17 protein-coding genes are annotated in these 22,727 nt (G+C 56.9%); 5 read left to right on the top strand and 12 right to left on the bottom strand.

Features of this window, described 5'->3' with window-relative positions; translation table 11 throughout:
• The 5 genes from F0320_RS02070 to F0320_RS02050 form a co-directional block, all read right to left on the bottom strand.
• The gene (locus F0320_RS02070) at positions 1–1,017 is read right to left on the bottom strand and encodes an arylesterase (protein ID WP_126328966.1); all 1,017 of its coding nucleotides are present in this window, start codon (positions 1,015–1,017) and stop codon (positions 1–3) included.
• The gene (locus F0320_RS02065) at positions 1,014–8,753 is read right to left on the bottom strand and encodes a type I polyketide synthase (RefSeq protein WP_126328995.1); all 7,740 of its coding nucleotides are present in this window, start codon (positions 8,751–8,753) and stop codon (positions 1,014–1,016) included. The genes F0320_RS02070 and F0320_RS02065 overlap by 4 nt, the downstream gene beginning before the upstream one ends.
• Positions 8,754–8,796: 43 nt before the next feature.
• Positions 8,797–9,624, bottom strand: a complete 828-nt coding sequence (locus F0320_RS02060) for a hypothetical protein (RefSeq protein ID WP_047652054.1) — start codon at positions 9,622–9,624, stop codon at positions 8,797–8,799.
• A 25-nt stretch (positions 9,625–9,649) separates the two neighbouring features.
• Positions 9,650–10,060 (bottom strand): hypothetical protein, encoded by a 411-nt coding sequence (locus F0320_RS02055; protein ID WP_149323802.1) that lies wholly within the window; start codon positions 10,058–10,060, stop codon positions 9,650–9,652.
• Between the two features lie 91 nt (positions 10,061–10,151).
• Positions 10,152–12,050: a beta-ketoacyl synthase gene (locus F0320_RS02050; protein WP_126328967.1), complete on the bottom strand. Its 1,899-nt coding sequence runs from the start codon at positions 12,048–12,050 to the stop codon at positions 10,152–10,154.
• Positions 12,051–12,226: 176 nt separating this feature from the next.
• On the opposite strand from F0320_RS02050, the gene F0320_RS02045 reads away from it, so the two are divergent.
• The 3 genes from F0320_RS02045 to F0320_RS02035 all read left to right on the top strand — a co-directional run bounded on the left by F0320_RS02045 (position 12,227) and on the right by F0320_RS02035 (position 15,184).
• Positions 12,227–13,270, top strand: a complete 1,044-nt coding sequence (locus F0320_RS02045; protein WP_228011646.1) for a GlxA family transcriptional regulator — start codon at positions 12,227–12,229, stop codon at positions 13,268–13,270.
• Positions 13,271–13,318: 48 nt separating this feature from the next.
• A complete protein-coding gene (locus tag F0320_RS02040) occupies positions 13,319–14,143 on the top strand; it encodes an AraC family transcriptional regulator (RefSeq protein ID WP_126328968.1) in 825 nt (274 codons plus the stop codon).
• A 75-nt stretch (positions 14,144–14,218) separates the two neighbouring features.
• Complete coding sequence (locus F0320_RS02035; RefSeq protein WP_126328969.1) at positions 14,219–15,184, top strand: DMT family transporter; 966 nt, start codon at positions 14,219–14,221, stop codon at positions 15,182–15,184.
• On the opposite strand, the gene F0320_RS02030 is transcribed toward F0320_RS02035, so the two are convergent.
• Positions 15,181–16,830, bottom strand: coding sequence for a methyl-accepting chemotaxis protein (locus F0320_RS02030; protein WP_126328970.1), 1,650 nt, complete (start codon positions 16,828–16,830; stop codon positions 15,181–15,183). The genes F0320_RS02035 and F0320_RS02030 overlap by 4 nt on opposite strands.
• 244 nt (positions 16,831–17,074) lie before the next feature.
• On the opposite strand from F0320_RS02030, the gene ytfE reads away from it, so the two are divergent.
• A complete protein-coding gene (ytfE, locus tag F0320_RS02025; RefSeq protein ID WP_126328971.1) occupies positions 17,075–17,737 on the top strand; it encodes an iron-sulfur cluster repair protein YtfE in 663 nt (220 codons plus the stop codon).
• A 38-nt stretch (positions 17,738–17,775) separates the two neighbouring features.
• On the opposite strand, the gene cycA is transcribed toward ytfE, so the two are convergent.
• The gene (cycA, locus tag F0320_RS02020; protein WP_126328972.1) at positions 17,776–19,185 is read right to left on the bottom strand and encodes a D-serine/D-alanine/glycine transporter; all 1,410 of its coding nucleotides are present in this window, start codon (positions 19,183–19,185) and stop codon (positions 17,776–17,778) included.
• Between the two features lie 311 nt (positions 19,186–19,496).
• Positions 19,497–20,117 (bottom strand): FKBP-type peptidyl-prolyl cis-trans isomerase, encoded by a 621-nt coding sequence (fklB, locus tag F0320_RS02015; RefSeq protein ID WP_008502892.1) that lies wholly within the window; start codon positions 20,115–20,117, stop codon positions 19,497–19,499.
• Between the two features lie 233 nt (positions 20,118–20,350).
• On the opposite strand from fklB, the gene F0320_RS02010 reads away from it, so the two are divergent.
• Positions 20,351–20,995 (top strand): OapA family protein, encoded by a 645-nt coding sequence (locus F0320_RS02010; RefSeq protein WP_126328973.1) that lies wholly within the window; start codon positions 20,351–20,353, stop codon positions 20,993–20,995.
• Positions 20,996–21,062: 67 nt separating this feature from the next.
• Here the strand turns inward: F0320_RS02010 and rplI are convergent, their stop codons facing one another.
• The 4 genes from rplI to rpsF are packed head-to-tail and all read right to left on the bottom strand — an operon-like array spanning position 21,063 to position 22,502.
• The gene (gene rplI, locus F0320_RS02005) at positions 21,063–21,512 is read right to left on the bottom strand and encodes a 50S ribosomal protein L9 (protein ID WP_024907318.1); all 450 of its coding nucleotides are present in this window, start codon (positions 21,510–21,512) and stop codon (positions 21,063–21,065) included.
• Positions 21,513–21,553: 41 nt separating this feature from the next.
• Positions 21,554–21,781, bottom strand: a complete 228-nt coding sequence (rpsR, locus tag F0320_RS02000) for a 30S ribosomal protein S18 (protein WP_000135199.1) — start codon at positions 21,779–21,781, stop codon at positions 21,554–21,556.
• A gap of 4 nt (positions 21,782–21,785) precedes the next feature.
• Positions 21,786–22,100, bottom strand: a complete 315-nt coding sequence (priB, locus tag F0320_RS01995; protein WP_008502895.1) for a primosomal replication protein N — start codon at positions 22,098–22,100, stop codon at positions 21,786–21,788.
• Between the two features lie 6 nt (positions 22,101–22,106).
• The gene (gene rpsF / locus F0320_RS01990) at positions 22,107–22,502 is read right to left on the bottom strand and encodes a 30S ribosomal protein S6 (RefSeq protein ID WP_014068637.1); all 396 of its coding nucleotides are present in this window, start codon (positions 22,500–22,502) and stop codon (positions 22,107–22,109) included.
• Positions 22,503–22,727: the final 225 nt, after the last annotated feature.

The following is a 22,727-nucleotide window of genomic DNA, read 5'->3' as shown; positions in this document are numbered from 1 at the left end:
TTATTGTTCCCCGCACAGCAGCAGCCCGTCGTCAAAGACGCTGCCCATCATCATCTTTCCACCCACCGGCGCGGCGACGCTGATTGCCGCCAGCGCCTCGCCGTGGCTCTGATAGAGCATACTGGCCTGAGCGCTCTCTCCCTGTGGGCCGGTTGTCAGCCGCCACACCATGGACGGTGAACGCGTCTGGGCATCTTTCTGATAGGCGGCCAGCTTCAGAAGCTGCGGGTGCGCCGCCACCAGCATTCCCTGCCCGTCCGGCAGAATATTGTCGACGCCATGCAGACCGCTGACGCGCCCCAGCAGGACGGGCGCAGCCTCGTTCGGTTGCCACGCCCAGCTGCTCACCGCGCCGCGGGTGGTTTCCGCCACGTACAGACGCCCCTGCGGTCGGTTGTAGTAAATGCCGTTCGCAAAATGCAGGCCATCGATCAGGGTATGCAGCCCCGCCCCGTCTGCCAGCAGGACGCTGGACAGCGGCAGCCGCAGATAGTCCTCCAGGCGTCCCGCGAAGCCCTTCCAGCGGTGGTCCCGCGTCAGCAGCCAGCGGGTTTTATCAATGACGCTGATATCATTGATGTTGTTGCCGACAGCGCGCGACAGGGCGGGCTGATACTCAAGACGCATCTGCGCGCGATTAAAGCGAAACACATCAATGCTGTCCTCCTGCGGGCGGTGGTTCACCACGTAGATCCACGTCTCGCCCTCCTGCTGCCAGACATCGATGCCGTGCGGGAAGAAGGCATCCGGATAGTCGCCAGCCAATCGCCGCGGCCGGTCGCTGCCGTTGAGGTAATACAGCGCCCCGGGCGCGCTGCCGTGTCGGTTGAGGCTACTGGCTATCGCCCCACCGTCAGATAAGGGAGCGATATCCTCCGCGCCCTCAATGCCCGTTATTTTTTGGCACTGTTCCCCGCCGCTCTCCTGCACCCGGTAAAACAGTCCGGCATCGATCAGCAGATTAACGGCGAACGCCAGCACGGCGCCCGCGAGGACGAAAATCGTCAGCTTTTTCATGATGCGGCCAGCGCCTCTGACGACGAGAATAATGCTTCAACAGCCTCTTCTCCCTGCTCGGCCAGCACGGTTATCGCCTTCAGGAAGTGCTCCAGTAGCGCGCGGGCTCGTTCCTCGGTGAAATAGCGCATCTGGTAATCCAGCTCGACGGACAGCCCCTCTTTCGTCTCGATAATGTTAACCATCAGCGGGAATTCGACGGCGCCGATCGGGAGCAGCGACAGGCTGGCCTCCCACTGACGCATCTCAGCCAGCGGAGCATGCGGCTCGACGTTAAAGGTCGCCAGCAGAGGAAGCGGCGCATCCTGACCGTGGAAGCAGCGTGACGGCAGTGCGGGCTCGCCGCGCTGCACGAGGATACCGTCATGGATTGCCCTGGCGACCCCGGATACCGACGCGCAGGTAGCGCTGTCGATACATAGCGGCAACAGCCTGACGCACTGCCCGACAAGCGCGTCCCCCTGCCCGAAGTCCCGCCCGGCATCCGGCACGCCGACCGGCACCGGCGAGTGGCCGAACGCCTTCTCAAGCGTCAGGGTAAAGAGCGCATTCAGCATCGCGAAGCGGGTCACCCGCAGCTCGGCGGAGGCTTTGCGAAGCTGCCCGGTCAGGCCCGGATACGACAGGCGCTGTACCAGCCGCTGCCCCTGATACGTCAGGGAGGGATCTTGCACGCTCAGAACTTCCGGCGTTACCCGGCGCGCTGGAAGCGCCGCAAGACGCGCAGGTAGCTCAGCCTCGCTGACGATGTTCTGCGCGCGGATAGCCTGCAGATAGCTTGCCGCTGCCGCCAGGTCAGGACGTTTACCCGACGCCAGGGCATCGTAAAGATGCAGCAGCTCGCGCAGCATCACCATAAACGACCAGCCGTCCGCCACCGTATGATGTGCCGAGATGGCGAGCGTGGTTTTCCCCTCGTGGCGGACCAGCAGCAGGCGAGCCAGCGGCGCGGCGGTAAGATCAAAAGGACGCGCAGCAAATTCAGCGAGACAGGCGGCAGGCGCAGCGTTTTCCTCGCAGACATCGACGATGGGCGCCTGGACAACCTGAAGGTCACCTGCGTCGGTGAACTGCATACGCAGCGCGTCATGGCGCTCGCACAGCAGTTGCCAGGCGGCGCGCATGATGTCGCCATCTACATTGCGCGGCGTTTCGATCACGCCGCCGATCGTCCCGGCCAACAGCCCGCTTTCATCCTGCGCGGCCAGCTGCAGAAAACGCTGCTGGCTGTCTGCAACGGCATAACGCGTGTCGGGGCGCAATCCCGCCTCGCCAAAGAAGCCGTCCACGCGCATGGCGTTAACGCTCTCTTTCACCGCCGCAATAAACCGATCGATATCCTCATCCGCGTGCGCGACCGAGACAAAACAGTTACGCCCTTCCCAGATGAAAATGCCGCGCAGCATCAGGTGGTGGAAGAGGATGTCGTAGTTACCGTTGAATTTGAAACGGAACAGGCTGCCGGCTGAGACGATCTCAATCGGCGTGCCGGTCGCTGAGAACCAGGTATTTAGCGACATCGCCAGACGCGCGGTTTTTTGGTTGATGTCTTCATATAGCGCCGGATGCGTTTTGATGTACTCCAGCACGGCTTTGCTTGCCGCCATGGTCAGCGGATGCTTGGAGAACGTACCGGCAAAGAAGATCAGTTCAGCCTGCGGCCAGGAGTCATCGCCATACTGCCAGAATCCGCCGTCGATACTGTCCATAAAGCGGGCAGAGCCTGCAATCACGCCGATCGGCATACCGCCGCCGACAATCTTTCCGTAGGAGGCGATATCCGCCTGAACGCCGTAATAGGCCTGCGCGCCACCGGCCGCCAGACGGAAACCGGTGATCACCTCGTCAAACATCAGCGCAATGTTGTGGGTTGTCGTCAGCTCACGCAGGGTATGCAGGTATTCGCGTGGCTGATGATCGGGATAACGGCTCTGCACCGGTTCGACGATCACCACCGCCAGCTCGGCGGCATAGCGGGCGATAAGCGCCAGGCTCTCTTCGCTGCCGTAATTGAGCACCAGCAGGTCGTCCACCAGCGATGGCGGCGTGCCTGCGGCAATCGGCGTCGCGCGCTCGGGGGTTTCTCCCCCCTGCTGTCGCCCCAGAATGCCGTCAAACACGCCATGATACGAGCCGCTAAACAGCGCGACTTTATTTTTCCCGGTCACGGCTCGCGCCAGGCGCACGGCGCTCATTACCGCTTCGGAGCCGGAGTTACAAAATGCCACGCGCTGCTGGCCGGTCAGCTCGCTGATAAGCGTTGCCACCTCGCCCGCCAGGGCGCTTTGCGGACCAATCTGCATGCCCCGCGCCAGCTGGTCGGCAACGGCCTGCTGCACGCAGTCCGGCGCATGTCCCAGCAGGTTAGCGCCAAACCCCATCGTAAAATCAATATACTCGTTGCCATCGACATCCCAGATGCGCGAACCCTGAGAGCGCTCTCCCACTAAGGGGTAAAGCATCTCTTTGGTGGATAAACGAAAGCCCGCAGAGGCCCGGTTATCCGCGAGCACGGCGCGGTATTGCTGGGCATTGCGTTTTGACCCGCCCGTTTTATCGACAAACCGTTCGGTGAGTTGCGCCAGATGCTGGTCGCGCTCAGCGCCGAGGGAGACCTTTTTGGTCTCTTTTTTAAACCAGCTGTTGTGCGCGCTGGCCTTCACCGGTGCGGTCGGGGCCACGACGGGCGCAGGCGCGATAACGTCCGGCGTCGCGGGTGCGGCTGGCATCGGGAGAGCCTGCGCCGTGCCGTTAAGCAAATTTAGCTGCTGGGACATGAGCTCCAGCTGGCGGGCAATCAGATCCTGAACCGTATCAGGCACCGGCCTGCTGGTACCCTGCGGTGCCGCGACAGGCTGTGCCGCCAGGCCGGCGGTTTCCGGGGTGGTGAGCGAAGCCGCCGCCGCCGCCGCCGGCTGCGCGTGCTCCACCACATAACCGATCACCGCGTCCAGCGTATTGAGCTCTTCAAACAGCGCCCGCACCGGGATGGCTACGCCATAGCGGTCTTTAATGGTATTGATGGCATCCAGCAGCACCAGCGAGTCCGCCCCCATTTCCAGGAACGGCAGAGAGTCGTCAAGCGCGGCGGGATCCGCCTCAAGAAAACCGGCAATAATCGCTTTTATTTCAGCGGCTAAATGGTGTTGATTTGACATAGCGTCCTCTTTTGCAGATGGGGTCTGCGCTGGCGTCTCACCCGCCAGCCAGTAACGTTTGCGGCAGAACTGGATGGCGGGCAGGGTTAGCGCCTCCCGCGTGGTCGCGTGGTACAGCCCGCTCCAGTTGATGTCGTGCCCTTGCTGCCACAGCGTACCCAGCAGCGTCAGCAGTGATTTGTACTCATGTCGCCGGTCGCCTGCGGCCAGCACCCGGTGACGGCGGTCAGTTGCGGTCACAAATTTGCCCAGCGAACCGTCCGCGCTCAGATCGATAAAGGTGAACTCACCCTGTGCCAGCACGTTTTGCACGCCCTGAAGGAAACTCACGGGCTGGCGAATTTGCCGGGTCCAGTAGTCGGCGTCGGTGCGGTCGCACGCCTCACCGTTCAGGTTGCTGTAAAACGGGATCGTCCCGCGGGTGAAGGTGACGTTGTTGACCAGCCACTCGCGCCAGGCGCCGAGGATCGGATCCATCATCGAGGAGTGAAATGCGCTGGCAGTTTTAATTTTTCTGGCGTGACCGCCTTTTGAAGATATGGCCTGAAGGCAGGCGTCAATCGCCGCCCGACTGCCTGCGATGGTGGTCAATGTCGGCGTGTTGAATGCGGCAATATCAATGTCGCCCGTCCAGGGGGAAATCATCTGACGGACGTCGGCTTCGCCGCTGAAGACGACAGCCATCGCCCCTTCCTGCGTCAGGGCTGACATCAACAGCGCGCGCTGATGAACCATTGCCAGCCCGTCGTCCAGCGAGAGATAGCCAGCGATAACCGCCGCGCAGTACTCTCCCAGGCTGTGCCCCATTACGGCAGCCGGACGCGGGCCGAACTGCATCACGCTCTGAGCAAGCGCGTAGCTACAGGCAAATAATGAGAGCTGACAGGTTCTGGCGCAGCGCTGCCAGCTGTCGTCACGGGCAAACAGCGCCTGCGTAATATCAATCTGATAGCGCTGCTGAATAGTCGTCGCCAGCGCGTCAAACTGGGTGCGATAGTGCGGCAGATGGTGATACAGCTCGGCACCCATGCCGATTTGCTGGGTGCCCTGCCCCGGGAAGAGCCAGACCTGGGGCTGGGCTTTACCCGCCTTGCAGGCGGTGAGCTGCGCAAGGCTTTCCGTCAACTGGGAGCGATCCGCGCCATACGCCACGCCGCGATAGCGGGCCGCGTCGTAGCGGGTGTTCACCAGCCGACACCAGGTGGCGATATCGCTCTCCTGGCACGTCGATAACCCTTTTTTGACCGCCTCCCGCTGAAGGGTAAACGCCCCTTCATCATGTGAACCGACCAGAAGCAGGCCGTGCGGCGCAGCGGGCTCCTGGCGTTTTTCCACCGCTGGCGCGCTGCGCAAAATCACATGACCGTTGGTACCGCCGAAACCAAAGCTGCTTACGCCCGCGTAGCGTGCTTCGCCATCGGCATGCCATGAGGCAGGCTGCGCGCCGCTCACCTCAACATGACGGCTAATCGCCGCAATATGCGGGTTTTTCTGCTGAAAATTGAGGTGAGGTACGTATTTCCGGAAGTGCAGCATCAGAGACGTTTTCACCACACCCAGCACGCCCGCCGCCGCCTCAAGGTGGCCAATGTTGGTTTTGATCGAACCCACCTGGACAGGTGCGGTCTTTTTCCGGTCCGCAAACACCGCTTCCAGCGCCTGATATTCAATCAGATCGCCAAGCGCCGTTCCCGTACCGTGCGCTTCGATATAGTCAATGCTGTCGCTGTCCAACCCCGCGTCCGCCATCGCCTGCCGGATGACCGCCTGCTGCGATGGGCCATTTGGCGCGGTAATGCCGTTGCTGCGGCCGTCCTGATTCACGGCGCTCGCCACCAGCGTGGCATAAACCCGATCGCCATCCGCCAGCGCCTGCGAAAGCGGCTTAAGCACCACGACGCCGCAGCCTTCGCCACGAACGTAGCCATCCGCGCGGGCGTCGAAGGTTTTACACCGGCCGTCGGGGGCCAGCATCTGGGCTTCGGTGAAGACTTTTTGCAAATGCGGCGTCAGCGCCAGATTCACGCCTCCGGCAATGGCCAGAGCGCAACGTCCGGCCCGCAGGCTCTGCATTGCCCCCTCTATCGCCACCAGCGAGGAAGAACAGGCCGTGTCGACGGCGACGCTTGGACCTTTTAAATCATAAAGATAAGAAATTCGGTTGGCCGCAATACTGTGCGCGTTGCCTAAGCCGCTGTAGGCCGAGACGTTATCGCCGCAGGTCAGCGCGTAGTCGCTGGCGCTGATCCCAACAAAGACCGCCGTATCGCTACCGCGCAGGGAGGACGCCTTAAGGCCGGCATCGGTTAGCGCCTGTTGAACGGTTTCTAACAGCAGACGATGCTGCGGATCGATATAGACGGCCTCACGGGGAGAGATGCCGAAGTAGCCTGCGTCGAACGCGTCGACCTCGTCGAAGAAACTGCCTTTACGGTTAAAACCGTCAAGGGACGAGGTACGCCAGCGGTGCGCCGGGATCTCGCCGGTCGTGCTGTGGCCCTGCTGCAGCAGCGACCACAGCGCCTCCACGCCGCTATGTCCCGGCAGCTCCACGCCGATGCCAATCACCGCAATGGCGCTCTCCGCGACGGCTGAGCTGACCGGCCGGGCCGCAGCGGGTTGCCCCAGCGCGGCCGCCAGCCGATTGATGGTGGGGTAGTCATAAATCAGCGCGGGAGAGAGCTCGCGGCCCAGCCGCTGTTCAAGCTCGCCAATCACGCCCACCGCCTGCAGAGAGCTCATGCCAAAGCCGGTAAACGCCTCGTCCCACTGGGATTCGCCGATCGTCGTGTTCATCGCGCTGCTGATTATCCCGGCTATCAGCGCCGCCAGCGCGGGTGGGGTTTCCCCCGCGAGTTCAACAGGTTTCGACGCGTCCTGGCAGCTGCGCCAGGCTACTTCCAGGGTTCCCTGCTGGTGCATCGCTTTCGCGCGGGTGCGCTGTAGTTTCCCGCTGGTGGTGCGGGGAATTGCCCTTCGCCCGACAAGGAGCAGTTCATCCAGCGTGATGCCGTGCCGCTCCGCCACCGCCGCGGTCACGGACGGTGCCAGCGTCGCCATATCGAGATCGTTTTTATGGCGCGTCATCAGCTCAAGCAGCGCAACCGGGCGCTCGTCTTCACTGGCAAACACGCAAACCGTCGCTTCCGCCAGCGCGGGATCGGCCTGGCGGATCGTCTCTTCAATATCCGTCGGGTAGTGGTTCTGACCGTTGATAATCAGCAGCTCTTTGAGTCGTCCGGTGACGTACAAATGGCCGGACTGGAGAAAACCCATATCGCCGCTGCGCAGCCACGGGTGCGGATGGCCAGCCAGAGACGCCTGGAAGGTTTCGCGTGTGGCGGCGTCATTGTCCCAGTATCCTGCGGCAACGCTCGGACCACGCAGCCATATTTCCCCGCTCTCACCATCAGCAAGCGGCTGATGGCGATCGGGATCGACGATACGCACCTCGGTATCCGGCAGAGCCTGCCCGCAGCTCACCGTACCGGCCTCGTCGGAAACGCGGAGCCCTTGTCCTTTCTCCATCCCGGTGACGATGAGCGTGGTTTCCGCCATGCCGTAGCAGGGCAGGAACGCGCCGGGCCGAAACCCTGCGGGCGCAAAGTGTTCGCTAAACTGCTGTAGCGTGGCGGGCCGAATCGGCTCTGCGCCGCAAAAAGCCACATCCCAGCGAGAAAGATCTAATGCCTCAACTTGCTCTCTGCCAATCTTGCGCACGCACAGATCGTAGGCGAAATTAGGGCCGCCGGAGGTCGTCGCCTGATAGTCAGAAATATGTTTGAGCCAGTTAAGGGGATTTTTCATTAACATCATGGGCGACATCACCCGACAGGGGAATGCGCCAAACACGGGCTGCAGTAGCCCGCCAATCAGCCCCATATCATGAAAATGCGGCAGCCAGATCGTGCCCCGGCTTTCGCTGTGATGGCCGAAAAAGCGGTGAATGGCATGCGAGTTGGCCCACAGGTTGCCATGGGTCACCATCACGCCCTTCGGTGAGCCCGTCGAACCCGAGGTGTACTGTAAAAAAGCCAGATCGTTTTCCGCTACCGGAACGGGGTGAAATGCCCCGGAGAACGTGCGATCAAGAGGATGCAGACGATAGCCCGCAGGGAGCGCAGCTGTGTCTGGTTTGTCGAAGGTAAAAATAAGCGGGGATAACGGAAGTGATAGCTGGCCTAGCGTTTCTGCTCCCTTTGCTGTCGTAACAATACATTCCGTTTGCGCATTACGTAATACTCCGGCAAAACGCTCCCACGCGCTTCCTGATGATTTTGCGGGCATCGGGACGGGAACTGCCACCCTGCCGGCATAAAGGCATCCAAAAAAAGCGCCAATAAAATCTTCGCCATCCGGATAAAGCAATATTACCCGGTCGCCCCGTTGCCCGTATTGCAGTAATGCGTGTGCAAGCGACGCGGCGCGCTGGTGTAACTGGTCATAGCTTTGGCTCTGAATATCACTGGCGCTGCGGACGAATTCAAATGCCGTCTGAGTAGTTTGTTGAACAGCAAGTTCGGGCAAAAGCTGGTTGAAGGAATGATATCCCCTGTTAAACAACTGATGAGACGGCATCATAATTCGCTCTATATTTTCAAATGTAGTGAGGGTGAAAAGATTATTTTCCGGCGCGGCCAGCCAGCAGATCGTTACAGAAGTCGTTCCATACCTTCAGCCAGAGATCGACGCGCTGTTCCATCTCGGCATAGCGGTCTTCCGTCAGCGCCTGGCAGAACAGGATCCAGGCATCTTCGGAGTGACCATCTTCAATGGACTCTCCCGTTTCGCTTTCTACATGGATGCTGTGATAGCCCTGCGTGACGTCAATATCCGTTGCTTTATCAACACCTTTGGCCCACGGCGTGGCGAAGTCGTGGAAGACGGTCTCGGCCACGGCCAGCAACCCCACCAGCTGGGTATAGTCGCCATAGGCGTTTTCAAAGGTCGCCCGGCAGGCCAGGGAGCTGGACATCGGCAGCCAGGATTTCACCTCGTGCTCCGTCATCCCCAGCTGCTGGATGGTCGTGAAGAACTGGACGTAGTGCGCCAGCGCGGGCTGACCGTTGTAATTGCCTTCGGCGTCTTCGCCAGGGTGGAAGCCAAGCTCATCCAGCAGGTTGATTTGCAGCAGAAAACGGGCCGCCATTTTCGCCTGAGCGCCCAGCGGCGCTTCCAGCTGTTTCGCCGCGCTTAACGCTTCAATAACGGCATCGGTAAAGACTTGCGCAAACGCGTGATAAAACTCCAGGTGGAATACACGCATCTGTTGAATATCAACTTCACCGCTGTTCATTTTTGCCAAAATAGGGCTGCGCATCAGCGGATGGGATTCAATCCGGTCAATAAGCCTGTTGGCAAATGCGCGGTTTTCTGTATAAACGTGCTTATCTACGGTCGCGACAATAGCGTCCCGACCCAGCTGGCGGGTATTCAGTAACGTTTTCATTTTTATCTCTCAGGTAGGTGATAGTTTACAGGGCTGAAACCCTGCCAATTGCCATTACGACTAACGCATACATTCCACAGCTAAACGGTATTACCTGCACATATTTAAATGGCAGATAAAAACACGACGCAATCAGGAGAACCGGAATACCCACCGAAAGTATCATCATGCAAATAACGGCATAATATTTATAGATATAAGACACGGCGAGGTCATCAATACACATGCCATAGAGCATGGATATTAATGGCAGCATAATAAAGGCAATATGTGCCAGCCTTAACATTCTGCGATTTAAATCAGTATAATTTTCATGCCCTTTAGGGGCGCGAAAGGGTCCCTTAAAGGCGTACATACCCATTAATCCACCCATCATTATGCCGACGACAATACCGCTCCAGCCAAAGGCAATCAGTATTGCACTGAGATTAGACACTTTCTTTCTCCTGTTTAGCGCTGCACAAAGGTAAGGCGCCTGAGGAAATACAGGCACCTTTATTTATTAATAATAAAAACAGATATAACGATTAAAAGTCCGGGTATTCTTTATCCGTCGCGTACGTTATCGGTTTTTCAAATCCGGGAATGGTGATGCCATTCATATCAATCTTAATATCTTCCTCATTTATCCCCTGCTGGCCGAACAGATAAATGACATTGAGTTCACCCTGCGACGCCGCCTCGTCGTACGCGTTAGCCTGACGCCGCACCTGGCGGTTACGCTGCTGATAATCCACATACACCGCGTCCCCATAGCGTTTGCGCAACCATTGATGGGTCAGCTTTGGCGAGTAAACCACCCCCGTGGCATTATTACCGCCAAAGCCTTTTGAATTAATAAAGGCGATTTGTCCCTGGTCTTCCTCTAATTTGCAGTCCTCAAGAGGAATGGTTAAGCGCGCGTTATTCACCTGCGGCGCGATGTGGGACACGCTTTTAATTCCCGGCAAAATACCATAGCGGAAGACGCCGAGGCAGCTGATGAGCTGGTCGCCGCTGGCGGGGCCCAGAGAGTGACCGAGATACGATTTCACCGCCGTCACCGGCCAGTCGCGAATCGAAAAGGCTTGCGCAACGCGGTCAAAAATATCCGCCTCGGAGACGCAATTCTTCGGCGTGCTTGAGCCGTGCGCCTGAATAAACGATCCCTTTTGCACCGTCTCCATCCCAGCCATCGATACCGCAGAGGCTACGGCTTTCGCCATGGTGATGTAATTCCCCGGCCCTGGCGACGCAATAGAACGTTTAAAGCCGTCAGCGTTGATGAAGACATTCCCCACCGAACCGTGGATCTCTGCGCCAAGCTGCAGCGCCAGCTCGTCGTCCATTAACACGACATACTGGCTGGATTCCGCGATAACAAAACCGCAGCTGTTGCCAAACGGGCGGCTGCTGTTGCGCCAGTCGCCCGTTTCCGTTTCATCGATGTGCTTAAGCTTGCTCTCCGTTGCCAGGGCGCCCATGGCATCGAAGCCTTCAATCACTTCTGAGGTGACCGGCGCTTCGGCGCTGCCAACGACGGCTACGCGAATGCGCCCTGCTTTAATATCTTCGACTGCCGCATTCAGGTTATACAGAAACGTGGCGCATGCCCCCAGCGTGGCGCTGGTATGACCGACGCTACCCAGCACATAGGCATTGAGGAAATCGGCGCACATGCTGTTCAGGCCCAGCGGGCATTGCTTGGCGCTGACGCGATGGCCTTTCAGGCGCGACTGCAGCATCCCGCCAAAGCCATAATCGTCGAGCTGCCCCATGATATTGCCCGAATAGACGCCGAGCTGATCCGGCGTGATTTTGGCCTGTATCTCTCGCCACGGGATCCCCAGGGCGTTGATGGCGTCTGACGCCCCGACAATCGCCATTTTTAACGCCCGCGGATGAAACTGCGAATTGTAATGGTCGCCCGGGCGGAATCCCTGCGGCAACAGCCCGGCAGCCTGCACCTCCGTGCGCAGCAACGCCTCAATTTTACAGTCCATCTCTCCCTGAACGGTGATACGGACACGCTGATCCGCTAATTCCTCAACCTGCCATCCTGCCGGTAAGGGTTGAGGTAATTGTCTGGCAGATATATTAAAACTGAATCCCTCTTCGCCTGAAACCATATTCAATTTTGCATGGCTGGCGATAGCATCGACATCAAAATAGTCGCGCGTAATTTTTCTGATAAGGGTTCCCTCAAGCGCCTCGTCTTTTATCCTCGCGGCGGCCTGAGCAGGTGTAAATCTTTTACCGGAAATGTCGCAATACCCACCTTCATCATATTTAAGCACGCCCATCAGAATGGCTAACGATAATAACGTCTCCTGCCTTTCCTCTTCCGATAATGACTCAATAATCATTCGACGAAATGCATGATGTGAAGAACTACGACCAGCTGGACCATAGCCGCCAAAAGCCGTTATTACGGGTAATTTCACCATAATTGATCCTCTCGTGGTCGTAGATTTATTTTGTTAAGTAAGTGCGATAATTTCAGATATTAGTTTACAAATTACCAACAAAAGCTAATATGAAAATCCAGCCAAAATGCTGACTTTTTTGGCCAGGACAACGATGAGCTACCAAAAATAATAGTCAAAACAGGTATTAATCAAAAATGACAAATACACAAATAGGATTTGTGTTATGTGAACGCATGCTAAGTTCCGGTCTCAGTCTTCCGATTGAAATGTGGAAAGCCGCAGCCAGTAGCTATTTAGCCGAGCAAAAAACAACATCCCACGCAGGCACGCACAAACCGGAGACGTCTTCATTCAGGCTCTGTCGCCCGGAGAATATTCTGAAGGTGAATACCATTGGCATAAACAGCGAGCCCATCCTGACGCACAGTGGCTTCAGCATTACCGCCGATACCACGCTGACCGCAGACAGGCACTATGACGTTATCTATCTTCCTGCCCTGTGGCGCAATCCTCGCGCAGTGGTCAGACAACAGCCTGAACTCCTGGCATGGCTTAGCGAACAGGCGGCGCGAGGGACCCGCATCGCGGCCGTCGGAACGGGCTGCTGTTTCCTGGCGGAATCGGGATTGCTCAACGGGAAACCCGCCACCACCCACTGGCACTACTTCAAACAGTTCTCGCGTGACTACCCCAACGTAAAATTACAAACCAAACATTTTCTCACGCAGGCCGATAATATTTACTGTGCCGCCAGCGTCAAAGCCCTCTCAGATCTGACCATCCATTTCATCGAAACGATATACGGGAAACGTGTAGCCACACATACCCAACGGACCTTTTTCCATGAAATTCGGAGTCAGTTTGATCGCCAGTGTTACAGTGAAGAAAACAAACCCCATCCGGATGAAGATATTGTTCAAATTCAAATCTGGATAAAAGCCAACTGCGCCTCGGATATATCCATGCAAAATCTTGCCGATATGGCTGGCATGAGTTTGCGCAACTTTAATCGCCGCTTTAAAAATGCCACCGACATATCCCCTCTGCAGTATTTATTAACCGCCAGAATTGAATCCGCCATGACAATGCTGCAATCCACCAATCTGAGCATTCAGGAGATTGCGAATGCGGTGGGATATCAGGATATTGCGCACTTTAATCGCCAGTTTAAGCATAAAACAACGGTTTCACCGGGGGATTACCGTAAGACCGTCCGGGCAAAGATGTTTAGTGCATAAACCCCGGTCATCTCTGATAATGAAAAGATGACCACGAGGAGGCTCAACGTGCAAGGCGTACCGGAACAGTTTAATGATGAAAGAGACAGCGCGCGCTTTCGCCATCTGGCGCAGCTGCCGGGCCTGGAGCTTTATCACGCGCATATTTCTGACTACGCCTTTGAGCCTCACACCCATGAAGCCTTCGGGATCGGCACGATTGAAACCGGTGCCGAACGCTTTCGCTATCGCGGTACCCAGCATCTCGCCGCGGAAAAATCCGTCGTTACCATGAATCCGGACGAGATCCATACCGGCGAATCCGCCACCGAAGGCGGCTGGCGCTACCGGATGGTCTATATCGAACCCGATCTGCTGGAAGAGGTGACCGGCCTCAGGCACTGGTGGTTTAGCGATGTCACGCGTCATGACCCGCTGCGCTCGCAGCAAATCGGCAGGCTCATCTACGGCATGTGGCACACGGACGATCCGCTTGCGCAAAAAGGATTACTGCTGGATCTGATTGAGACCTTCCAGCCGCTGGCCCATCACGCGCCGGTGATTCAGGAAGGCGCGCACCGCTTCGAACGTGTGCGCGAGTACCTGCACGACAACTACATGCACGCCCTGACGCTGGACGAGCTGGCCAGCGTCGTTTCACTCAGCCCGTACCATTTCCAGCGCCAGTTCAAAGCCCATTTTCACGTTACGCCGCATCAGATGCTGATGGCCATTCGCCTCTGGCGCGCCAAAGCGTTCCTCACCCACGGCATGCCCGCCGCCGAAGTGGCAGCCGCGACCGGGCTGACCGACCAGTCCCATTTAACCCGCGCGTTTACCCGCCGATACGGCATTACGCCCGTGCGCTACCAGAAGCAGGTCACCCGGCGCTAATGCGCAATCTCATACAATACGCGCGCATTTTCCCCTCCTACACTGCATACAGCGTAAATACCTGTGGATGGAAAAATGATTAGTGGAGTGTTGTATGCCCTGCTGGCCGGGATGATGTGGGGGCTGATTTTTGTCGGCCCGCTGATCGTGCCCGAGTATCCGGCAATACTGCAGTCAACCGGACGTTATCTGGCGCTCGGGCTGATTGCTCTGCCCCTGGCGTGGCTGGGTCGCGCGCGCTTGCGTCAGCTCAGCCGTCAGGACTGGGGCACCGCGCTGGCGCTGACCATGATGGGCAATCTTATCTACTACGTTTGCCTTGCGAGTGCCATTCAGCGTACCGGTGCGCCGGTATCGACCATGATTATCGGCACGCTGCCGGTCGTCATCCCCGTCTTTGCTAACCTGCTCTACAGCCACCGCGATGGCAAACTGGCGTGGTCAAAAATGGCGCCGGCGCTGGTATGCACCGCCGTGGGGCTGGTATGCGTCAATATTGCCGAGCTGCGTCACGGGCAGGCGGATGTTGACCTGTGGCGTTATGGCTCTGGCATTGTGCTGGCGTTCATTTCCGTGGCGTGCTGGGCATGGTATGCCCTGCGCAACGCGCGCTGGTTGCGGGAGAACCCGGACAAGCATCCGATGATGTGGGCGACGGCGCAGGCGCTGGTCACGCTGCCCGTCTCACTGGTGGGCTATGCCGGCGCGTGCATCTGGTTAGGCCATCAACAGCCAGACTTCGCCCAGCCCTTCGGGCCAAGACCGTGGGTGTTTATTGGATTAATGGTTGCGATTGCGGTGCTGTGCTCATGGGTGGGCGCGCTGTGCTGGAACATTGCCAGCCAGAAGCTGCCGACGGTGATTTTAGGGCCGCTGATTGTCTTCGAAACCCTGGCCGGACTGCTTTATACCTTCCTGATGCGCCAGAGCGTGCCGCCGCTATTCACGGCCTGCGGGATCGCGCTGCTGGTGGTGGGGGTGGTGATGGCGGTAAGGGCGAAGCCGGAAAAACCAAAGGTCGTTCCGGCTTCAGAAGGTTAGAACGTTTCCCAGTTCCCTTCAGACGCCGCCGCTGCAGGCTGCGCTTTTGGCACGTAGGTTTTCACCGGTGCCGCTTTGACCGCCTGGTTGCGGGTGATTTTGAACACCGCCACCGCTTCGTTCAGGCGTGCGGCCTGATCTTCCAGCGCCGCCGCCGCCGCCGCGGACTCCTCTACCAGCGAGGCGTTCTGCTGGGTCACGCGGTCCATCTCGGCTACCGCCTGGCCCACCTGGTCAATACCGCGGCTCTGCTCGTCAGAGGCCGAGGCAATTTCACCCATGATGTCGGTGACGCGGGTGACCGCATTAACGATCTCTGCCATCGTCTCCCCGGCTTCGTTAACCAGCTGGGAACCCGCGTTCACGCGTTCACCGGAATCATCGATCAGCGCTTTGATCTCTTTCGCCGCCTGGGCGCTGCGCTGAGCGAGGGTACGTACTTCCCCCGCCACTACCGCAAATCCACGGCCCTGCTCGCCCGCGCGCGCCGCTTCCACCGCCGCGTTCAGCGCCAGGATGTTAGTCTGGAAGGCAATACCGTCGATTACGTTAGTAATTTGCGCAATTTTGCTGGAGCTGGTCGCGATTTCGTCCATTGTACGCACCACGCCTTCCACCACATTGCCGCCCTTCTTCGCCGTCGAGGAGGCGTCCAGCGCCAGACGGGAAGCCTGACGCGCATTATCGGCGTTCTGCTTCACGGTTGCCGTCAGCTGTTCCATGCTGGCTGCCGTCTCTTCCAGAGACGCGGCCTGCTGCTCGGTACGGGAAGAGAGATCGTTGCTGCCGGCAGAAATTTCACCGGCACCGGTGTAAATGGTATCCGCACCTTCACGCACCACGCCCACGGTGTTCGCCAGCGAGGTCTGCATCTCCTGAACGTTGCGCGCCAGGATAGCCATTTCGTTCTTACCTTCAGCCTGAATCGGCTGGGTTAAATCCCCCGCCGCAATGGCGCGAATATGGTTAATCACCTCTTCCAGAGGCAGCAGCAGCACGCGGCGCATGGCTACCCAGCTGGAAATAATCACCACAATCACCAGCAGCATAACCGCAGAAAGGATCCACAGGATGCGCTTGTAGTCGCTTTCATTGTCCTGGATGCCTTTATCGGTAAGCGTTGCCTGCGCTTCGCGCCATTCACGATAAACCGTCTGCATCGCGTTTTGCTTTTGTTCAGCATTCTGCTTGAACATATCTTCCAGGTTGCCCTGGCTCAGCAGAACGTTCATTTGCGTCAGCGTTGCAGAGTAAATGCGGTACTGCTCTTCGAGTTGGTTAGTCAGGTTCTCATCAAGGCCCGGCGTATTTGGCATGGCATAGTATTTATCGTAATGAACCTGCGCTTCAGTCAGCAGATTTTTCGCCGTGGTCACCAGCTCATTGAGCTGCCCACCGTTAATCTGAGAGGCCATGCTGCTTTGCAGACGCAGCATGCCGCGGTTCAGAGTGACGCGCGCCTGGTTCAGGCTGATCCACGCATCGGTAAACTCCGCCACGTTCTTGCTGGAGAGCTGCGACACGGTGAAGTTGTCTTTATCGTTATTCAGCGCGTTGATAAAGATACCCGCGGAAATCACTTGCATGATGCCGAGCACAAGCAGCACCGAAATCAGGAGGGTAATGACTTTTATACGTTTAAACATGCGTTGCCTTTGTTATATGCAGGTTTGTCTGACGTGGATATATCGGCAGGCGCGGCGGGTTGTTTACTGTTTCTCCACCTTTAAAAAGTTTCGAAACCACTTTCCTGAGCCCATTCAGAGAGTTAAATCAGATAATTTTTTGTGATCCGCATCTCATTTTTACCCGTCCCTCTAAAGGGTTATAGCGCCGCCATAAAGATGTATTTAATATACATCTTATATTATTAATGACGAGGTAACTGCTATGGCCTTTCGCGACCAACCCCTTGGCGAGCTGGCGCTTTCCATCCCTCGCGCTTCTGCGCTGTTTCGTAAATACGATATGGATTACTGCTGCGGCGGTAAGCAAACCCTGGCGCGTGCGGCCTCACGCAAGGAGCTGGACGTTGAAGTGATTGAAGCAGAGCTGGCGCAGCTGGCCGAGCAGCCCGTCGACAAAAACTGGCGAGCCGCCCCGCTCGTGGAAATCATCGACCATATCATCGTGCGTTATCATGACCGTCACCGTGAACAGCTGCCGGAGCTGATCCTTCAGGCGACCAAAGTTGAGCGCGTGCATGCCGACAAACCCTCCGTACCGCGCGGTCTGGCGAAGTACCTGACCCTGCTGCACGAAGAGCTTTCCAGCCATATGATGAAAGAAGAGCAGATCCTCTTCCCGATGATTAAGCAGGGAATGGGAAGCCAGGCGATGGGGCCTATCAGCGTGATGGAAAGCGAGCACGATGACGCGGGTGAACTGCTGGAAGTGATCAAACACACCACCCACAACGTCACGCCGCCGCCAGAAGCGTGCACAACGTGGAAAGCGATGTACAACGGCATTAACGAGATGATTGACGACCTGATGGAACACATCAGTCTTGAGAACAACGTTCTGTTCCCGCGGGCATTAGCTGGGGAATAGAAAAACTAAAAACGGCAACCGAAGTTGCCGTTTTGCTTTTACCTTACGCCTGCCATACGTTTCTTACCGATAAACACCCAGCCCAGCCCCAGCGCGATAAACCACAGCGGCGTGACGATGAGTGCCTGACGGGTATCATCTTCCAGCGTGAGCAGAACCAGCACGAAGACGAAGAACGCCATGCATACCCAGCACATCAGCTTGCCCAGCGGCATCTTGTAGATCGATTTTTCATGCAGGTGCGGACGCTGCTTGCGGTACACGAGGTATGAACAGAGGATGATGGTCCAGACGAACATAAATAGGATCGCAGAGACCGTGGTAATCATGGTGAACGCGCCAATCACGCTTGGGTTCACGTAGAGCATCACCACGCCGCCCAGCAGGCACATGCAGGAGAAGGTCAACCCTTTTGCCGGTACCGCACGCTTCGACAGCTTGGCGAACGCGCTCGGCGCCACGCCTTCCTGTGCCAGGCCAAACAGCATACGACTGGTGGAGAATACGCCGCTGTTGGCAGACGAGGCAGCAGAGGTCAGCACCACGAAGTTAATCAGGCTCGCGGCAGCAGGCAGACCTACCAGCACGAACAGCTCAACGAACGGGCTCTTGGTTGGCACCACGGAGCTCCACGGCGTCACGGACATAATGATGATCAGCGCGAAGACGTAGAACATGATGATACGCAGCGGAATAGAGTTAATCGCGCGCGGGAGAGACTTCTCGGGATCTTTGGTCTCCGCTGCCGTCGTGCCCACCAGCTCAATGCCCACGAACGCAAATACCGCGATCTGGAAGCCGGCAAAGAAGCCGCTAATGCCTTTCGGGAACCACCCGCCGTCATTCCACAGATGGGTAAACGACGCCTGAACGCCCGTTGGCGACTGGAAGTGGGTGAGCACCATCACCAGACCCACGACGATAAGCCCGACAATCGCCACGATTTTGATCATCGCGAACCAGAACTCCATCTCACCGAACATTTTAACGGTGGCGAGGTTCAGGCTCAGCAGCAGAACAATCACCGCCAGCGAGGCGACCCAGTCCGACAGCCCCGGGAACCAGAACTGCGCGTAGGCGGTAATCGCCACGACGTCCGCCATACCGGTGACGACCCAGCAGAACCAGTAGGTCCAGCCGGTGAAATAGCCCGCCCATGGCCCGAGCAGGTCAGAAGCGAAGTCGCTAAAGGATTTGTATTCGAGGTTCGAGAGCAGCAATTCACCCATTGCACGCATCACGAAGAAGAGCATAAAACCGATGATCATATAAACGAAGATGATCGACGGCCCGGCGAGACTGATGGTTTTGCCTGACCCCATAAACAGCCCGGTACCGATGGCACCCCCAATCGCAATGAGCTGAATATGACGGTTTGTGAGATTGCGCCGTAGCGACTGTTCAGACGTCGCCTCTTCTGTATCGGCGACTTTGACCTGATCTACCATGTAATTTTCCTGTTTATGCCTGTCTGTGTTGTTAAGGCTCTTCTGGCCTTTAAAAACGTCAAAAAAATGACGGTCCCTTTGTAAGGGTTTATCGATATTAGGTAAGAATCGGCGGGATGAATACTATGATTTAGATATTATGTTAATAATATGTTGAAAGTGAGTGTCATATCACTCATACAGCGCGAAACAGCTCACAAAAATACACGCAACAGTTTCGTTTGCAAGATAAAATATTGATTACGTCGTAACTATAGGTTTTAACACTATTTTCCTCTCCCCAACCGGGGAGAGGAAATAAGAAAAGTCGATTACAGAATTTCCAGCAGCTCGACTTCAAAGACCAGGGTGCTGAATGGCGGAATGGACGCGCCAGCGCCGCGCTCGCCGTAGGCCAGGTTATGCGGGATGGTCAGCTCCCATTTGGAACCGACCGGCATCAGGGTCAGAGCTTCGATCCAGCCTGCGATCACGCCGTTGACCGGGAACTCAGCCGGTTCGCCGCGCGCCACGGAGCTGTCGAACACGGTACCGTCGATCAGTTTACCGGTGTAATGCACGCGAACGTGGTCGGTACGCGCCGGGATTGCGCCGTCGCCCTGATTGATCACGCGGAACTGCAGACCAGACTCGGTGCTGTTCACGCCTTCACGCTCACGGTTCTCTTCCAGATATTTCACACCTTCGGCTGCCATCTCTTCGAAGCGCGCACGACGCACGGCGTCAGCACGTTCGTGGATTTCACGCAGCGCACGGTGCACAACGTCTACCGGAACGGCAGGCTGTTTGCCTTCCAGCGCGTCAGCGATACCCGCCACCAGCGCTTCAGGTAACAGACCTTCCAGGCCGGATTCGCTCAGCTGCTGTCCTACCTGCAAGCCGATACCGTAACTTGCCTGCGCTTCGATAGTGTCAAAAGTCGGGGTGGTCATGGGTTTTCCTTCCATCACATTTAAAGTAGCGGGCAGCATATCAGCCATGCCCTTATGGGTAAAACTTTGTCTGAAGTTAAGGTGACAAACCGCGACGAAACAGAAACAATAGAGAGAACCAGGATTAATCCCGAACTGATGTCACGGATGTCGGGTTTACTACGCCGTTCAGGCAGTTAGCAAACTATACTTCGGGGCACAGGATAAAAAATACGCGGAGCAGGAGGAGTGCCATGCCCGGGCGATTTGAACTGAAACCTACCCTGGCGAAAATCTGGCAGGCGCCGGACAATTTTCGCATCATGGACCCGCTGCCTCCTCTGCATCGCAGAGGGATCATCATTGGCGCGCTGATGGTGATCGTGGGCTTCCTGCTTCCTTCCGGGGGCGATGATGTCGATACCGCACCCGTCACCCGCAATGCTCAGCTGGATATTCAGTCGCAAACGCGGCCGCAGCCTGACGCACAGCCGATGCAAACGCAGCTTGTGACCCCGTCTAACGATCCGGGTCAGGTCGCGCCGGTTGAGCCAGAACCCATTCAGGATGAACAGCCGCAGGAGCAAGCCGCCGCCCCGTCTCAGCCTCAGACGCAACAGCCTACCGGCATTGAGCAACAGTGGCGTTCCTATCGCGTAGAGCCGGGCAAAACGCTGGCACAGCTGTTCCGCGACCACAATCTGCCGCCAACCGACGTGTATGCCATGGCGAAGGTGGAAGGTGCGGGTAAACCGCTCAGTAACCTGCAGAATGGTCAGATGGTACAGATTCGCCAGAATGCCAGCGGGGTGGTGACAGGGTTAACGATTGATACGGGAAATGGACAACAGGTGCTGTTTACCCGCCAGCCAGACGGCAGTTTTATCAGGGCGCGTTAAGACCTGGATCTGTAAAAAGCAAAACGCCGGCACAAGGCCGGCGTTTCAACGTGAGCAGAGTAAAAAATTACTCAGCTACAACGTTAACTACCAGTTTAGCGAACACTTCGCTGTGAACCTGGAAGTCAACTTCGTGCTCACCAGTGGTACGCAGAACGCCGTTCGGCAGACGAACTTCGCTCTTAGCCACTTTAACGCCTGCAGCAGTTACTGCATCAGCGATATCGCGGGTACCGATGGAACCGAACAGTTTACCTTCGTCGCCTGATTTAGACGCGATGGTAACGGTGCCCAGTGCGTTGATTGCTTCAGCGCGAGCGTTAGCAGCCGCCAGAACGTCAGCCAGTTTGGCTTCCAGTTCAGCGCGACGTGCTTCGAAAAACTCTACGTTTTTCTTGGTAGCTGGAACAGCTTTACCCTGTGGAACCAGGAAGTTACGTGCGTAACCCGCTTTAACGTTAACCTGATCACCCAGGCTGCCCAGGTTTGCTACTTTATCAAGCAGAATAACTTGCATTACCTTATCCTCTTAAAGTCGTATTAATGGACCGTGCCCGATTACTGATGACGATCAGTGTACGGCAGCAGGGACAGGTAGCGAGCGCGTTTGATAGCGCGAGCCAGCTGACGCTGGTATTTTGCACGAGTACCGGTGATACGGCTTGGGACAATCTTACCGCTTTCGGTGATGTAGTTTTTCAGCGTTGCGATATCTTTATAGTCGATCTCTTGAACGCCTTCCGCGGTGAAACGGCAGAACTTGCGACGACGGAAATAACGTGCCATATGGCTAGTCTCCAGAATCTATCAAATCAATCTGCTCGGCATGCAGAACCATTTTGCTCAGGCCGTTCTTTGCCTTGTGGCAAGAGATGAACCCCTGAACGATTACTGCGCTACCGACCGTTAAACTGTGAGTAATGGCCTGGTTTTCGTGTCCGCTAATAATAACGGGCATTTGGCACCACGCCTGCCGGTGAAACCCGGCTTCCTCTTGCACAGAACGATGCTCAAGCACGAACTGGCAATGCGGAATTCCTGATGGACTGACCTTTCGAAGGGGAGCCCTGCATACGATGCCGGACAACGCCAGACGGTTGGTCATCAGAAATTACTCTTCAGAATCCCCAGCATCAGAATCATCTGCGGTTTCGTTTGCGAAATCATCGCGACGCTCACGGCGCTCGTCTTTCGCTTTAACCATCGGAGATGCTTCGGTAACTGCGTTTTTGGTACGCATAACCATGCTGCGGATAACGGCATCGTTGAAGCGGAAGGTAGTTTCCAGCTCATCGATCACTTCCTGCGGCGCTTCAACGTTCATCAGAACGTAGTGTGCTTTGTGCAGTTTGTTGATCGGGTAAGCCAGCTGACGGCGGCCCCAGTCTTCCAGACGGTGGATCGTACCTTCTGCACCAGTGATGGCAGCAGAGTAACGCTCGATCATACCCGGAACCTGTTCGCTCTGGTCAGGATGGACCATAAAAACGATTTCGTAATGACGCATCGAATTGCTCCTTACGGATTATTCAGCCTCCTGTCTGGGTCAGCCGAGGCCCGGGGAGGCAAGGAACGTGTTAAAGGTCGGCTGAAAAATTGACGCGTCATAATACTTGCGCGCCCCTGGAAACTCAAGCTGATTGCACAAATAATTCGCACAAAGCGCGAAGCGGGTCTAAGTGGGTGATTTAAAATTGGTCACACCCGGAAGCGCTGTTTTTTTGAACAACTG

Origin of the sequence: Enterobacter dykesii (genome assembly GCF_008364625.2) — a bacterium.
GTDB classification, from domain to species: Bacteria; Pseudomonadota; Gammaproteobacteria; order Enterobacterales; family Enterobacteriaceae; genus Enterobacter; species Enterobacter dykesii.
This window is presented reverse-complemented; position numbering and strand designations above follow the sequence as displayed.